Source organism: Muricoccus pecuniae, assembly GCF_014199205.1.
Classification (GTDB): Bacteria; Pseudomonadota; Alphaproteobacteria; order Acetobacterales; family Acetobacteraceae; genus Roseomonas; species Roseomonas pecuniae.
The window spans coordinates 1-13,711 of sequence record NZ_JACIJD010000046.1 but is presented as its reverse complement, the minus strand read 5'-3'; the positions used below and the strand labels follow the sequence as shown (position 1 = coordinate 13,711).

The following is a 13,711-nucleotide window of genomic DNA, read 5'->3' as shown; positions in this document are numbered from 1 at the left end:
CCGACATCAATCGGAATGGCCGGCCGACATGACGTCGGAATCAGTGGCCGACTTCGCCTCGGAACAGGCGGCCGACATCGTCGGAATCCCCAGTCGGGCGAGCAGGAGCTGGAAGGGCAGGGCGCTCGTGCGACGTTGCAGCCTGAGGTGGAGAGGGCTCGACAAGCGGCACCGCGGCCTTTGCCTGGGGCGCTGACGGTGTCGCCCCTTGGAGGCTGACCTGCTGGTCCGGTGCGGTGATCGCCGTCTGGCCCTCCTCAAGGATGAGAGGCAGCGGCGCGGCCGGGACCTCTCCGGCCTGTCTGAGCTTGGAGAGAATGGCGTAGATGTTGGCCGGGGTGCAGCCATAGCTGGCCGCCACCGCCGCGACCTTCTCCCCGCCGACCTCGATCCGCTCGCGGATCCTGGCATGCTCCTCCCTCGCGATCCGAGGCATGGGCCCTCCAAGAAGAACAATTCAGGAACGTGTTCTAACCCGGGATGCAAAGGACCGGTATATTCAAAATTGAAGTCGTGCGCGGTCGAGCGGATGAGGGGACAGGTCAGGTAGGGGCCAAGCGGGAGGGGAGATGGGTTGACGGACATCCAAGCGCCCTGTCGCCAGGTCCACGTGATAGGGTTGGTCTTTGAGGCAGCCGCGCCATATGTCACCTGCCCGCCCGGCGCCGCCGGGACGACGATCTGGACGAGGCGGTTCGGACAGCCGTCGTCTGGCTGCGCCTTCGCGTACGGCGCGGCGACACAGGTCAGGCCCACCAAGGCTGCCCTTCGGTCGATCCGCCCCTCACGCCCGGCCGGGGATGCCTGCCCGAGCGGCAGCATGCTATCCCAGGCCTGCCTCCTCCCTCCGGCGCCGGTCAAGTTCATCCCCGTAGCGGCGGAGAAGATGCGCCTCGGTCAGGATCCCGATCACCCGCCGCATCTCTTTGGCGTCCAGCACCGCCAGGACATCCGCCTCCGCAGCCTCGAACAGCGCGAGCGCCTCTTTCACGTTCATGGCCGGCAGCAGGGCCCGGTCCCCGAGCTGCAACAGGGCCGACACTGTCTCACCGTCGGTCGAGGGCGCGCGGGCATGAGCCTCCGCCACCGCGATCATTCCGGCGTAGCGCCCGGCCTCGTCTACCACCACGACCTGGGCGCTGGAGCCGAGCGGGAAGTCGCGCGTGAAGGCAGAGAGGCGCGTATCAGACCGAATGGTGCGCTCATTGCGGCGCATCACCTTGCCGACCGTGAGGTCGCGGATCCAGCCGATGTCGTGCGGCCCCCGGATCGCCTCCCCGCGGAGGTGGAAGCGCCAAGTGGCGAAGGAGTAGCCGAAGAGGCGTCGCACCACGATCGCGGCCGTGACCACGGCCACCAGCACCGGCCCTGCCACCGCGAAGTCGCGCGTCGTCTCGAGCGCGAGGAAGGTCATGGCGAGCGGCGCGCCGATCACCGCGGCCCCGAAGGCGCTCATTCCCACGATCGAGAGGAGCATGGAGTCCACGCTCGGCAGGAACGTGGCAAAGGTGACGGCCGCGAAGAGCTTGCCGGTGATCGCCCCTAACAGGATCGACGCAAAGAACAGGCCGCCACGGAAGCCCGAACCGATAGAGATGGCGGAGGCGAGCGCTTTGAGCAGGACAAGGATAACGAGGAAGCGGACAGGCAGGTCCGTCAGCAGCACGTCATGCAGGACGCCATGCCCGCTGGACAGCACTCCGGGCGTGACGATCGCCAGGGCGCCGACGAGCAGGCCACCCGCCGCGGGCCGCAGGGTCTGCCAAGGCACACCGCGCCGGATCAAGGCCTCAGCGACGCTCATTCCACGCATCAGCGCGATGCCGAGAAGCCCACACAGCACCCCCGTCAGCAGCGCGTAAACGTAGTCCCCCGCGTCCGGCGCCCCGATGGCGCCCGCCGCAGTCTTCACGCCGGCGTCGTCCAGCAGCCTCGCGGCGAGGGTGCCGGCCACCGCGCTCGCCAGCACTGGCGCGAGACTGCTGAGGGCATATGTCCCGATCACCAGCTCGAACGCGTAGAAGGCGCCCGTGAGCGGTGCGTCAAAGGAGGCCGCGATGGCGCCCGCCGCGCCACAGCCGACGAGGAGGCGCAGATCGCTCCGCCGCACCCCGAAAGCGCGGCCCATGCGGGACGCCGTTCCGGCCCCGAGCTGGGCATAGGCCGCCTCAAGCCCGACCGAGGCGCCGCCGCCGTTGGAGACGAGATTCTGGGCCGCGACGACCACGCCGTCACGGATGGAGGCGCGACCGCCATGCAGCGCGTTGGCCTCGATCGGGTCCACCGGCGCCCGGGGCGACCAGTGTGCCAGGGCCAGGTTGACAAGCCCGAGCACGACGCCGCCCGCGGCCGGCAGGAGCAGCAGCGGGAGCGGCTCGATCCGCCGCATGGCGCTCAATCCGTGTTCCGCACCCGGTCCGAAGAGGAGGACGTGGAGCCCGTCGGCGGCGCCGCCCAGTAGCCGGGCGAGGAAGCCGCTCGCGATCCCCGCCACGATCGCCAGGACCAAGACCCCGAGCTCTCCGCCCCGGACCCAGGCCCGCAGTACCGCGAGGCCTCGGGCCGGGTGGGTAACCGTCAGGCGCAGGCGGCGGGGCTGGCGGGCGCGCCGCCGGCGCCAGCCGGGGAGGCGGGCCGCAACGACGGCGCCCTCCATCAGCGGGCCCGTCGCGGACCGAACGTCTGCGCGGCGGCCCGGCTCATCAGTTGAGCGTGATGCCGGCGTCCCGGATCACGCCGCTCCAGCGCTCGCGCTCAGCCCGCAGGAAGGCGGCAAAATCCGCGGCGCCGCGGAAGCGCACGTCGGCGCCCTGGGCTGCCAGGGCCTGCCGCACCTCCGGCTCCTGCAGGGCGGCCTCCATGGCCTTCTCCAGCGTCGCGATAATCGCGGGCGGCGTGCCCGCCCGTGTCACCAGCCCCTGCCAGCCATAGACCACGAAGTCCGGCAGCCCCGCCTCGGCGGTCGTCGGCAGGTCGGGGAGGAGTTGGCGCCGCGCGTCAGACGTGATGGCAAGGAGCCGGACCTGCCCCGCCTCCACGATCGGACGCATGATATTGTAGGAATCGATCATCATCTGAATGCGCCCGGTCGCCAGGTCCTGCAGCGCCGGCGCGCTGCCGCGGTAGGGGACGTGGACGATCTCCGTGCCGGCGCGGCGGTTGAACAGCTCCAGCGCGAGGTGGGAGGGCCCGCCGGATCCGCCCGAGCCCGCGTTCAGCTCGCCGGGACGTGCCTTGGCGTAATCGATGAACTCGCGGAGCGAGCGGACCGGCAAGCGGCTGCTCACGGTGACGACGAGCGGAACCTCCACCGCCTGCGCGATCGGCGCGAAATCCCGCACCGTGTCGAAGCGGAGATGCGGGTAGAGTGCATTGGTGACGGCGAGGTTGCCGACATTGCCGAAGAAGAGCGTGTGGCCGTCGGCGGGCTCCCCGAACAGCACCTCCATCGCCAGATTGCCGTTGGCGCCGCCGCGGTTCTCGATGACGAGGGGCTGGCCGAGGCGCGAGGCGATCCGCGGCAGGACGATTCGGCCGACGATGTCCACGCCCCCGCCCGGCGGGAAACCGATGAGCACGCGCACGGGGCGGTTGGGCCAGGCTTCAGCCCCCTGGGCCTGGGCAGCGGAGGGGAGGGCGGGCAGCGCTGCCAGGAAGAGGGCGGTCATGGCGAGCCGGCGCCGGGTGAGCTTCATGCGTTCCCTCCTTCTGCCTGCTCGCATCCCCGGCGAGCGCCCCCGGGGCCGACCCGCGCGGCGGGACACGGCGGCGGCGTTCTCGCGCGTGGAGGGGCGGCAGGATGATTGGAAGATCGTAGCGCTGCGAGAGAGGGAGTCAATGCGGAGGAGGGCGTCGGCCCCTCAACTACTCCGGCGCTGCACCAGCTTGAATCCGAGGTCGATCGTCCCTGGTCTGTCCGGAGGCTCCGCCACGCCAAGGCGCTCCTGGATCAACCGCCCCACCTCCCGCCCGATCGCCTCGCTTGGCGGCCGGATGGTGGTCAGGGGCGGCACGCAAGAGGCGCTGAAGCCGAGGTCGCCGAAGCCCACCACGGCCAGCGCTCCCGGTACGTTAATTCCCCGCCGCTGGCACTCGAAGAGGGCGCCCAGGGCCATCAGGTCGTTCGAGCAGGCAATGCCGTCGATCCGTCCCGGAACGGCCAGCGCCTCCGCGAGCAGGCGGCCGCCTGCCTCCGTGCTCGCCCGCTCCCGGGTGCCAAGGATGAGGGGTGGGGTCAGCCCTGCGGCGGCCGCGGCCCCGGTGAAGCCGTCCGCCCGCTGCCGCGCCCGGCGGTCCTCCTCCATCCGCGCGCCGAGGAAGGCCAGTCGCCTCCGGCCACGCTCCGCGAGGTGTCGCAGCGCCGTCGCGCCGACTTCTCGGTGGTGGAAGCCCACCGCCGTGTCGATCGGGCTGCCGCCACACTCCCAGATCTCGAAGACGGGTGTCGGCGTCCCCAGCAGAAGCCGTTTCGTGCCGCGGCCGTGCTCCAGCCCCACCAGCACGATCGCCGCCGGCGCCCAGGACAGGGCGGTCCGCACCAGCCGCTCCTCCCGCGACGGATTATAGTCCGTGTTGCCCAGCAGGAGTTGGAACCCGGCCGGCTCCAGCATGGCCTGGAGGGCGGCGATCGTGCCGGCGAAGAAGTCGTTCTGGATCGTCGGCACGATGACGCTCACCGCACGGGATCCGGCCGCAGCCAAGCCGCCGGCGACGAAGCTCGGCACGTAGCCCAGCGCCTCCACCACCTCCGCGATCCGCGCCCCGATGGCAGGAGAAACCTGGCCCGGCTTGCGAAGGTAGAGCGACACGGTGGAGGGGGAAACCGCGGCGGCCTGCGCCACCTCGGCCATCGTCACGCGCTGCATGCGGCGCCGGCGGCGCGGCGTCAGCTTCTCCATTGGGCGATCCTTGGCATGGCCGCGCTCTAGCCCAGCATCCGGCCGCCTGCACGCGGGGAAACCTCAGCTTGACCCGGCTTGCATCGCAGCGCTACGAAATTTGCTGGGATCCCCGCCCGGCGGCGGGAAAAGGAGCACCACCCGTGGATCAGCCCGCATGCCCCAACATCGTCTTCGTCATCACGGACCAGCAGCGCTTCGACACCATTGCGGCCGCCGGTTTCGACTACATGACCACCCCCGTCCTCGACCGGCTGGCGAAGGAGGGCGTGCTCTTCACCCGGATGTACGTCACCTCGCCATCCTGCGCGCCGTCCCGGGCCAGTCTCTTCACCGGGCTCTATCCCCATACCAACGGGGTGTTCCGCAACGACGAGCGCTGGACCCACACCTGGGTGCACCAGCTCGCCGATGCCGGCTACCGCTGTGTGAACGTGGGCAAGATGCATACCCACCCCTTCGAGGAATCCTTCGGCTTCCACGAGCGGCACGTGGTGGAGAACAAGGACCGCGCGACGCCTCGCCTGCCCTACTTCATGGACAACTGGGACAAGGCCTTCTTCGCGAACGGGCTGGAGAAGCCGAGCCGCGTGACCTATGCCCGGCGCATGGACTACCGCGAGCGTCTCGGCGCCTTCGTGTGGGAGTTGCCGGAGCACCTGCACTCCGACAACTTCGTCCCCGGCCTCGCGGCACACTGGATCGACACTTGGCGCGGCACCGGCCCTTTCTTCCTCGAAGTCGGCATCCCCGGCCCCCACCCGCCCTATGACCCCACGCCGGAGGTGCTAGAGACCTACAAGGGCCGCGACCTGCCGAAGCCCATCGGGGACCGGGCCGACATCGAGAGCCAGCCAACCGCGCTGCGGAAGCTGCGCGAGCAGCACCTCTCCGTAGACCACGACGCGGTGGTGCACCTGGAAGCGCCGACGCCCGAGCAGACCCAGCGCCAGCGCGAGCACTACTTCGCCAATGTCACAATGATCGATACGCAGATCGGCCGGCTGATGGAGGCGCTGGAGCGCCGTGGCGTGCTGCAGGACACCGTGATTATCTTCACCTCGGACCACGGGGATTGCCTGAACGACCACGGGCACAGCCAGAAGTGGACGATGTACGAGGGGTCCGTGCGCGTGCCCGCCATTGTCTGGGCGCCGGGCCGGGTTGCGGCGGGGCGAAAGGTGGAGGACCTCGTCTCCCTCTTCGACTTCGGGCCGACGATCCTGGAACTGGCGGGGCTGGAGGCGCCGCGCTGGATGGAGGCGCGCTCGCTGCTACCCTATTTGACGGATAGCCAAGCCGATCCTCGGCCCCATGTCTTCGCCGAGCATGCGGGCGACCGCATCCTCAGCGGCACCGAGTTCATGACGATGATCCGGGACGATCGCTGGAAGCTGGTGCACTTCGTCGACAGCGAGGAGGGCCAGCTCTTCGACATGCAGGCCGACCCACAGGAGTTGCGGAATCTCTGGGACGACCTGGCGCACGAACCGGTCCGCCGCGCGCTGGTGAACGAAATTCTGAAATGGCGCATTCGCAGCGCCCTGAAGACGCAGGGCTGGACGGAAGCCGTCAAGAATAGCGACGGGCGCTGATCGACGTGGAGGAGATGGTCTGGATTGAGGGCGGCACGCTCCGCATGGGATCGGACCGCCACTACCCCGAGGAGGCGCCGATCCACGAGCGCTGCGTCGCGAGCTTCTGGATCGACCGGGCGCCGGTCACGCAGGGCGAGTTCGGTCGCTTCGTTACTGCGACCGGCTACCGCACCGTGGCGGAGCGGCCGCCCCGGCCGGAGGACTACCCCGGCGCAGACCCGGCGCAGCTCGTCCCCGGATCGGTCGTCTTCACCCCGCCCGCGAGCCGCGCAGCGATGCGCTTCCCGGGTGACTGGTGGCGTTTCGTGGCGGGCGCGTGCTGGCGCGACCCGGACGGCAGCGGCGCCGTGCCCGACCCTCGCCACCCGGTGGTGCAGGTCTGCCACGCGGACGCGGCGGCCTACGCCGCCTGGGCCGGTAAGGCCCTGCCAAGCGAGGCGGAATGGGAGTTCGCGGCGCAGGGCCTTGAGGGCGCGGAATTCGCATGGGGCGACGCGCTGGCGCCGGGCGGGCGGCACCTCGCCAACACTTGGCAGGGAGAGTTCCCCTTCGAAAACCGGCTGGAGGACGGCTTCGTCGGCACGTCTCCCGTGGGCAGCTTCCCGCCCGACCGGCGCGGGTTGTTCGACATGATCGGCAACGTCTGGGAATGGACAGACGAGGATTGGCGATCTGCCCACCTACGGCGGGAAGCGCGATCCTGCTGCTCCGTGTCCCTACCGCGCGCCGCCGAGCCCGCAAAGGGGCCGCTGGCCGGGCCCATGCTGCGCAAGGTGATCAAGGGCGGCTCGCATCTCTGCGCACCGAACTACTGCCACCGCTACCGGCCTTCTGCCCGTCAGCCTCAATCCATTGACACGGGCACTACTCATATTGGCTTCCGTTGCGTTCGGCGGGACCGCGCCCTTGCGAGCCGGGGCTGCCGCTGACAATCCTCGCCTCCGTGCCCTCTACCACTCGCCAAGAAATACTCCGGCCCGCTTGTGGCTGTCCGTCCGCAGCTCCGCCTCGGCCCAGGTGATGGTGGTGCGGCGCTTCAGCCCGCCGAACCAAGCGAGGAGGCGTTCCCGCATCTCCTGGCACACCGATCCCATCCCGGGATCAGCGCCGAGGTCGTTCAGCTCGCCGGGATCGGCGGCGAGGTCGAAGAGCATCGGTCGCAGGCCGTCGGTCCAGTGGACGTATTTCCAGCGCTCCGTCCGCACCATCCAGGCGTGGTGGTGCCCGGTGGGCAGGCCGAGGCGGCGGCGGGCACCGCGGAAGGTCCAGTCCAGCTCCGAGAAGGCGGCGTCGCGCCACGGCACGTCCCGCCCGCGCGTGAGGGGGAGGAGGGATCGCCCGTCCATCAGGTGCTGCGCGGGGTCCAGTTCCAGCGCTTCCAGAATCGTGGGCACCACGTCGATCGCCTCGGCGAAGCGCTGCTCCACCGTGCCGCGCGTCGCGTCCGCCTCGGGGGAGGGGTCGTAGAGGATGAAGGGCACGCGCTGGACGGGGTCGTGGAACAGCTCCTTCTCGCCAAGCCAGTGGTCGCCGAGGTAGTCGCCGTGGTCGGAGCAGAAGACGACGAGCGTGTCCCTCCAGCGACCCAGCCTCTCCATCGCCTCCCAGACGCGGCCGAGATGGTGGTCGAGTTGGGCGATGAGGCCCTGATAGGCCGGGCGGACGGTGTCCACGGTCTCGTCCCGCGCGAAGTTCTGCGCCACCTCCTCGTTCTGGAACTCGCGCAGCACGGGATGCGCGCCCGGCCCGCGCTCCGCCTCGCCCCGCAGGACGGGCAGGCAGTCCTCCGGCCCGAACATGGCGTGGTAGGGGGCGGGCGCGATGTAGGGCCAGTGCGGCTTCACGTAGGAGAGGTGCAGCACCCAGGGACTGTCGCCCCTCTCCTCCATGAAGCGTATGGCGACGTCGGTAGTGTAGGCGGTCTCGCTGTGCTCCTCCTTCACGCGGGCGGGCAGGCGGGCGTTGCGCATCTTCCAGCCGGAGAGCGGGCCCTCCGGCCCGTCCACGGCGATGACGTAATCCGTCCAGGGATCGGGGCTGTCATAGCCCTTCGAGCGAAGCCAGTCGGCATAGGCGGAGTCCGGCTCGCCGTGATGACCGTCATGGCGGTCCACCAGGGTGAACCAGCCCTCGTCCAGCAGCACCTTCAGCTCGCTCGCCCCGTCCACCTCCAGGCGCTTCTGGCCGCGCGCATCGGGCAGCACATGCGTCTTGCCCGCGAGCGCGAGCTTGCGCCCGGCCTCCCGCAGGTGCCAGCCGAGCGTCACCTCGCCGACCGAGAGCGGCACGCGGTTATGCGTGGCCCCGTGCGAGGAGACGTAGCGGCCGGTGTAGTAGGACATGCGCGACGGGCCGCAGATGCCCGACTGCACATAGGCCTGGGCGAAGCGCACGCCGCGCGCGGCAAGGGCGTCGAGGTTCGGCGTGCGGAGATGGGGGTGCCCGGCGCAGGACATGTGGTCCCAGCGGAACTGGTCCGCCATCACGAACAGCACGTTGCGCGCGCTCATGCCGGTCTTGTCTTTCCCCGTTTCCCGCCGCCAGGATAGGCGGCAAAGGGCTCTGCCGGTAGGCCGGGTGGATCGGGGAAACGGAACGGATGATCATCACCCGCCGCATGGCCGGGCTCATGGCGCTTGGCGCCTCCGCCGCGCGTCCGGCTCTCGCCCAGGGCGAGGTGACGCGCATCGTCGCCTCCTTCCCGCCCGGCGCCGCGCTGGACGGCGTGGCTCGGCTCCTGGCCGACGGCGCCTCCCGGGGCGTTGACGGCCGCCCGCGCGGGACGGTGGTGGTGGACAACCGGGCCGGGGCCAATGGCAACATCGCCTCCGCCCTGGTCGCACGCAGCGGGGCGGATGGCCGGACCCTGTTGTTGGCCATCGACACCACGTTCAGCCTCAACCCGCATCTCTACTCCAACCTCGGCTTCGACCCGCGCGAGCTGGAGCCGGTAGCGATCGCAGGGACCTACCCGGTGGTGTTGCTCGTGCATCCGTCTACGGGGATCACGGACCTCGCAGGTTTTGTCCGAACGGCACGGGAGCGGCCAATGCTCTACGCCTCGGCCGGAAACGGATCGCCGGGGCATCTGGCGATGGAGTTCCTGCGCAGCAGCCTCGGCCTGCCGGCGGGCTCACTCGAGCACATCCCTTTCCGCGGCAATGCCGAGGCGATGACCGACCTGCTTGCAGGTCGCGTCCAGGCCGGGTTCATCGCCGTTTCCGGCGGTGCGGATTTCGTGCGGGACGGTCGGCTGCGCGCGATCGCCGTCTCCGGCCCGCGCCGGCTGGCGATGCTGCCCGAGGCGCCGACGGTCGCCGAATCCGGGCATCCCGGCTTTGACGTGCGCTTCGCCTACCTCCTCATGGCCCCGCGCGGCGTGCCGGCGGAGGTGCGGCGGGATTGGTCCGCGCTTGTCGCCGCCGTTATGGCCGATCCGACGGCACGCGCCCGGCTGGACGGCTGGGCGGTGGAGCCGGAGGCCGGCAACCCCGAGCAGGCCGCCGCCTGGATCGCCTCGGCTAGCGAGCGCTGGGGGAAAGTAGCGCGCGAGACCGGGATGCGGGTCGGATGAACGGGCTTCGCACCGTGCTCGGGCGCCGCGCCGCGCTCGCCGCCACGCTGGGCACGCCGTTCCTGCCCCGCCCGGCGCGGGCCCAGGCGCAGGACGCCGTGCGCATCCTGACCGCCTTTCCGCCAGGCGCCGCGACCGACGGCATCGCGCGGATGCTGGCGGAGCGAATGATCCGCGACGGGTCCTGGGGCGGCACGGTGCTGGTGGACAGCCGACCCGGCGCCGGGGGCAACCTTGCTAGCGCCCTGGCCGCCCGCGCCCGGCCGGACGGGCGCACGCTGCTGCTGACGATCGACACCACCCTGACCGTCAATCCCCATGTCTATGCCGATCTCGGCTACGATCCGGGGGCGCTGGAACCGGTCGCACTGCTCGGCACCTTTGCGCAGGTGCTGCTGGCCCATCCCTCCGCCGGTGTCTCCACCCTGCCGGAGCTGCTGGCGGCGCTGCGGAACGGAGGCATGCCTTATGCCTCGGGTGGGGTCGGCACGCCCGGGCACCTCGCCATGGAAGCGTTCCGCCTCGCGGTCGGGCTGCCAGAGGCTTCGCTGTCGCATGTGCCCTATCGTGGCTCGGGCCCCGCCCTGACGGATCTCGTCGCCGGTAACGTGCCGGTCGGGTTCCTCGCCATCTCCGGGGCGCCCGATTTCGTGCGGGACGGGCGGGTGCGGGCGCTCGCCGTTTCCAGCGCCGAGCGTCAGGATACCCTTCCGGGGGTGCCCACCCTGGCCGAGCTTGGCTTCCCTGGCCTGGACATGGAGTTCGCCAACCTGCTGCTAGCGCCGCGCGGCCTTCCGGCGCCGATGCGGCAGCGCTTGGCCGCGATCGCGACGGAAATGCTCGGCGAGCCGCTGGTCCGCGTCCGCTTCGCGGCCTGGAACCTGACGACGCGGACAGAGGGACCGGAGGGGACGGCGGGCTGGATCGCGCGCGCCACGCCGCGCTGGGGGGCGGTGGCCCGAGCAACCGGTATGCGGGTGGTGTAGTGCCACCATCGCTCAGGAATTCACTTGAACCTGCTAATGTCCGCTTCGACCAGGGCACGCCAGTTGTAGCCAGATGCCTTCTGCCAGCCCATGCGCCCGCACTCAGCGATGGTCCGGAGGTGCTCGCCGTGCCGGGTTGGCGCTGTCTGATGAGACCTGTGCGCGGAAGGCTTGATCCGACACGACGTACTTTGATTCCATGCTCTTGGGAGCGGGACGGAGGTGGTCGTGGCGCGACGGTGTATTGGGCAGGAACAGCTGGCCATCGCTGGCGAGATCCCGCTTCGCGGCGGTACGTCGCTGGACGAGATTGCCGCCCTGATCGACTGGGCCGAGTTGGACGGCCTGCTCATGGACATCTCGGCACCCGCCAGGGGTGAGCTTGGCTGGCCACCGCTGGCGCTGTTCCGTGCGCTGCTGTTGGCCACTTGGCACGATCTTTCGGACGTTCGGCTCGCTGGGGCGCTGGACGACCGCGCCAGCTTCCGCCGCTTCTGCGGTTTCGCCGCCCAGGAACCGACGCCAGAGCGCACCGCCTTTGTCCGATTCCGCGCGGCACTGCTGCGCCGCGGGTTGGATCGGGCGTTGTTTGAGGCGGTCACCCGCCAGCTCGACGCCCACGGCGTGGTGGATGCGACGCTTCTGCCGTCGGCAAGCATCAGATGTGACGGAGAGGCGCGCTGGGCGGGGCACCGCCGACGCAAGCCGGTCCACGGCTACAAGGCTCATGTTGCCACTGACCAAGATGCCGGGCTGATCCGGGGTGTCGAGGTCACCACGGCCAACATTCATGATGCGGCGGAGTTGGCCGCGATCCTGCCGGACGGACCTGGACCCGTGTACGGCGACACGGCCTATTCGGGAAGCAATCCGGAAGCGGCTATCCGCGGACGGGGTAGTACGCCCCACGTCACACACAAGAGCACCTGGGGTGGACCCGCGGCACTGGCGCGCCTGGAGGCGCACAACGCCGAGGTACGCCGGGTGCGCGGGCGGATCGAGAAGGTGTTCGGCACGGCCAAGCGCTCCTACGGCTTGCGTCGGATGCGCTGGTTGGGGCTGGCCCGGGCGGGACTGCAAGTCCGGCTCGCGGCGATGGCCTACAACCTTCGACGCAGTTGGCGTCTGCTTAGGGATGCGCCTGCGTGAGAGGGGCTCGAACTGCGCCTGCTGAAGGACTGAAACGCCCGCCACAGGCAAGACCCGAGACCTCCGCCCCTCATCGACGCCCCGCAAACCCAAAACCTGGCCAGAACAGCTGAAAGCGACCGCCACCAAGCCTTCCGCGCACAGGTCTCATAACTACATTTCTGGCGCGAGCGCTGACAGAACCGGCCAGCCGAACGGGTGTCTTGATCAGTTACTCGGCCCTATCTCGCCGAGACTTGTTCTCACTGGCAGCCCTAAACCAGGAGAGGCGGACGGATCGGGTTGTGAGGAGCGGAGGCTGGCGAGCGGGGCTTTGACCGCCTGCCCGAGCGGGACCAGCAGCCTCCGTCAGCGCCGTCGTCGTCATGAACTGTACTCGCAGAGGGCATTCACTGGCGTGATCTCTCGTCCAACGCTGGAACGGAAGAGGTGCGACCGGAGCAAGCGAGACAGGTGGGGTGCACTCACCCGTATCGGCGGTTCAATGTATAACGAGAAGACACAACCCGTTCGGCTCGTACCAGCAAACAAGGCTGGGCACTATCACGGCCGACAACTCGGCGTGCCCGGGGATTGATGGGTCGGTGCGGGGTGTGGTGAAGCGGACCACAGGGTAAGCAGACGATGTGCTGCTGCGGATTTGCGCGGTCCATGACATGAGGGTGGCCATGAGGGACGAGGAACGTGGCGCGACCATCCCTGGCGAAAGCACGACCTTCGTCGTGACCGTGAACGGCGAGGGAGCGCGATGTGATCTCGTCATCGGGTTGGAGGGTGTGCACGAAGCCCTCCTTCGGGCGCTGTGGTCGGGGCCCCGCGAGGCCTTGCCTCGAGACCTCGCCGAGCATCTCGCTTCGCTGCGTGAACCCGCAGCCTGGGCCGTGCACGGCGCTGGGGATGGGCAGCCGTTCTGGCATTGGTGGGCTGGCCTTGGTGAACGCTCGGTATCGGTTCAGCGCCTTACCGGGCCGATGCCATTCCTCCCGAGCGCGAAGGCAGCGCTACAAGAGGCCGTCACGGCGCTGATCAGCTGCGCCGCCGATCTGCGCTTGGCCGTTGAGCAACGGAGAGGAGCATTGCGGATCTGTCGTGACAACGAAGCGCGATAGACGGAGCAGCAGTCGATAAGCTCGGCTTGGGCTGAAGGGCCGCCGAGGAGCGCACGTGCGGGGATCTAGAACAGGATGCTTACCTGACTGGTGAGATACTGCACCGCGTTCAGCGACCCCTCGCCGTGGCCCGCATCTCTGCTGTTGACCGTATGGCGCGCCCCGTGGGCGGCCTCCACTCCCCTCTCTTCCTGGCGGACCAGGCGTAGCGGGGGTCGTTGTCCAGCAGGTGGAGGTGGTCGGCCAGGCGGTTGCGCCCGAGCCAGGCCAGGGCCGCCTCCAGTTCCTCCAGGGTCATCCGTGCCCGCGCCTTGTCGCCGGTCACGCGCTTCAGGATCGCGTTGTAGCGGTGGTAGAGCCCGGCTCCCGCCACGCCGCCGCGCGGCCCGGCCAGGGT

The 13,711-nt window shown here is 69.7% G+C and carries 11 protein-coding genes and 1 pseudogene; 6 read left to right on the top strand and 6 right to left on the bottom strand.

Annotated features, from left to right (window positions below):
- Nucleotides 1–40: 40 nt before the first annotated feature.
- From FHS87_RS22445 to FHS87_RS22430, 4 genes are all read right to left on the bottom strand, one after another.
- Complete coding sequence (locus FHS87_RS22445) at nucleotides 41–436, bottom strand: hypothetical protein (RefSeq protein ID WP_184521884.1); 396 nt, start codon at nucleotides 434–436, stop codon at nucleotides 41–43.
- A 387-nt stretch (nucleotides 437–823) separates the two neighbouring features.
- Complete coding sequence (locus FHS87_RS22440) at nucleotides 824–2,509, bottom strand: chloride channel protein (protein ID WP_246418638.1); 1,686 nt, start codon at nucleotides 2,507–2,509, stop codon at nucleotides 824–826.
- Between the two features lie 193 nt (nucleotides 2,510–2,702).
- Complete coding sequence (locus tag FHS87_RS22435; protein ID WP_184521880.1) at nucleotides 2,703–3,695, bottom strand: Bug family tripartite tricarboxylate transporter substrate binding protein; 993 nt, start codon at nucleotides 3,693–3,695, stop codon at nucleotides 2,703–2,705.
- A 165-nt stretch (nucleotides 3,696–3,860) separates the two neighbouring features.
- Nucleotides 3,861–4,898 carry a LacI family DNA-binding transcriptional regulator gene (locus FHS87_RS22430; protein WP_184521877.1) on the bottom strand — a complete coding sequence of 346 codons (1,038 nt, stop codon included), beginning with the start codon at nucleotides 4,896–4,898 and terminating at the stop codon, nucleotides 3,861–3,863.
- 143 nt (nucleotides 4,899–5,041) lie between these two features.
- Here FHS87_RS22430 and FHS87_RS22425 point away from each other — a divergent pair, with 143 nt between their 5' ends.
- Entirely contained in the window at nucleotides 5,042–6,493 is a 1,452-nt protein-coding gene (locus FHS87_RS22425; protein WP_184521874.1) for a sulfatase family protein, read from the top strand.
- Between the two features lie 14 nt (nucleotides 6,494–6,507).
- The gene (locus FHS87_RS22420) at nucleotides 6,508–7,425 is read left to right on the top strand and encodes an SUMF1/EgtB/PvdO family nonheme iron enzyme (RefSeq protein WP_184521870.1); all 918 of its coding nucleotides are present in this window, start codon (nucleotides 6,508–6,510) and stop codon (nucleotides 7,423–7,425) included.
- A 21-nt stretch (nucleotides 7,426–7,446) separates the two neighbouring features.
- Here the strand turns inward: FHS87_RS22420 and FHS87_RS22415 are convergent, their stop codons facing one another.
- Nucleotides 7,447–9,006, bottom strand: a complete 1,560-nt coding sequence (locus FHS87_RS22415; protein ID WP_184521867.1) for a sulfatase-like hydrolase/transferase — start codon at nucleotides 9,004–9,006, stop codon at nucleotides 7,447–7,449.
- Nucleotides 9,007–9,095: 89 nt separating this feature from the next.
- Between FHS87_RS22415 and FHS87_RS22410 the strand changes: the two genes are divergently transcribed.
- The 4 genes from FHS87_RS22410 (at nucleotide 9,096) to FHS87_RS22395 (ending at nucleotide 13,314) form a co-directional block, all read left to right on the top strand.
- Nucleotides 9,096–10,070: a Bug family tripartite tricarboxylate transporter substrate binding protein gene (locus FHS87_RS22410; RefSeq protein WP_184521864.1), complete on the top strand. Its 975-nt coding sequence runs from the start codon at nucleotides 9,096–9,098 to the stop codon at nucleotides 10,068–10,070.
- Nucleotides 10,067–11,056: a Bug family tripartite tricarboxylate transporter substrate binding protein gene (locus tag FHS87_RS22405; RefSeq protein WP_184521860.1), complete on the top strand. Its 990-nt coding sequence runs from the start codon at nucleotides 10,067–10,069 to the stop codon at nucleotides 11,054–11,056. The genes FHS87_RS22410 and FHS87_RS22405 overlap by 4 nt, the downstream gene beginning before the upstream one ends.
- Before the next feature lie 222 nt (nucleotides 11,057–11,278).
- On the top strand, nucleotides 11,279–12,205 hold the full coding sequence (locus FHS87_RS22400) for an IS5 family transposase (RefSeq protein WP_312862076.1): 927 nt from the start codon (nucleotides 11,279–11,281) through the stop codon (nucleotides 12,203–12,205).
- A 668-nt stretch (nucleotides 12,206–12,873) separates the two neighbouring features.
- Nucleotides 12,874–13,314 carry a hypothetical protein gene (locus FHS87_RS22395; protein ID WP_184521857.1) on the top strand — a complete coding sequence of 147 codons (441 nt, stop codon included), beginning with the start codon at nucleotides 12,874–12,876 and terminating at the stop codon, nucleotides 13,312–13,314.
- 109 nt (nucleotides 13,315–13,423) lie between these two features.
- On the opposite strand, the pseudogene FHS87_RS22390 reads toward FHS87_RS22395, so the two are convergent.
- A pseudogene (locus FHS87_RS22390) lies at nucleotides 13,424–13,711 on the bottom strand (hypothetical protein); the annotation flags it as partial.

Excerpts from the sequence above, each read along its gene's own strand:
- FHS87_RS22445 (WP_184521884.1), bottom strand. The coding sequence starts at position 436 with ATGCCTCGGATCGCGAGGGAGGAGCATGCCAGGATCCGCGAGCGGATC.
- FHS87_RS22435 (WP_184521880.1), bottom strand. The coding sequence starts at position 3,695 with ATGAAGCTCACCCGGCGCCGGCTCGCCATGACCGCCCTCTTCCTGGCA.
- FHS87_RS22430 (WP_184521877.1), bottom strand. The coding sequence starts at position 4,898 with ATGGAGAAGCTGACGCCGCGCCGCCGGCGCCGCATGCAGCGCGTGACG.
- FHS87_RS22420 (WP_184521870.1), top strand. The coding sequence starts at position 6,508 with ATGGTCTGGATTGAGGGCGGCACGCTCCGCATGGGATCGGACCGCCAC.
- FHS87_RS22415 (WP_184521867.1), bottom strand. The coding sequence starts at position 9,006 with ATGAGCGCGCGCAACGTGCTGTTCGTGATGGCGGACCAGTTCCGCTGG.
- FHS87_RS22410 (WP_184521864.1), top strand. The coding sequence starts at position 9,096 with ATGATCATCACCCGCCGCATGGCCGGGCTCATGGCGCTTGGCGCCTCC.
- FHS87_RS22405 (WP_184521860.1), top strand. The coding sequence starts at position 10,067 with ATGAACGGGCTTCGCACCGTGCTCGGGCGCCGCGCCGCGCTCGCCGCC.
- FHS87_RS22395 (WP_184521857.1), top strand. The coding sequence starts at position 12,874 with ATGAGGGACGAGGAACGTGGCGCGACCATCCCTGGCGAAAGCACGACC.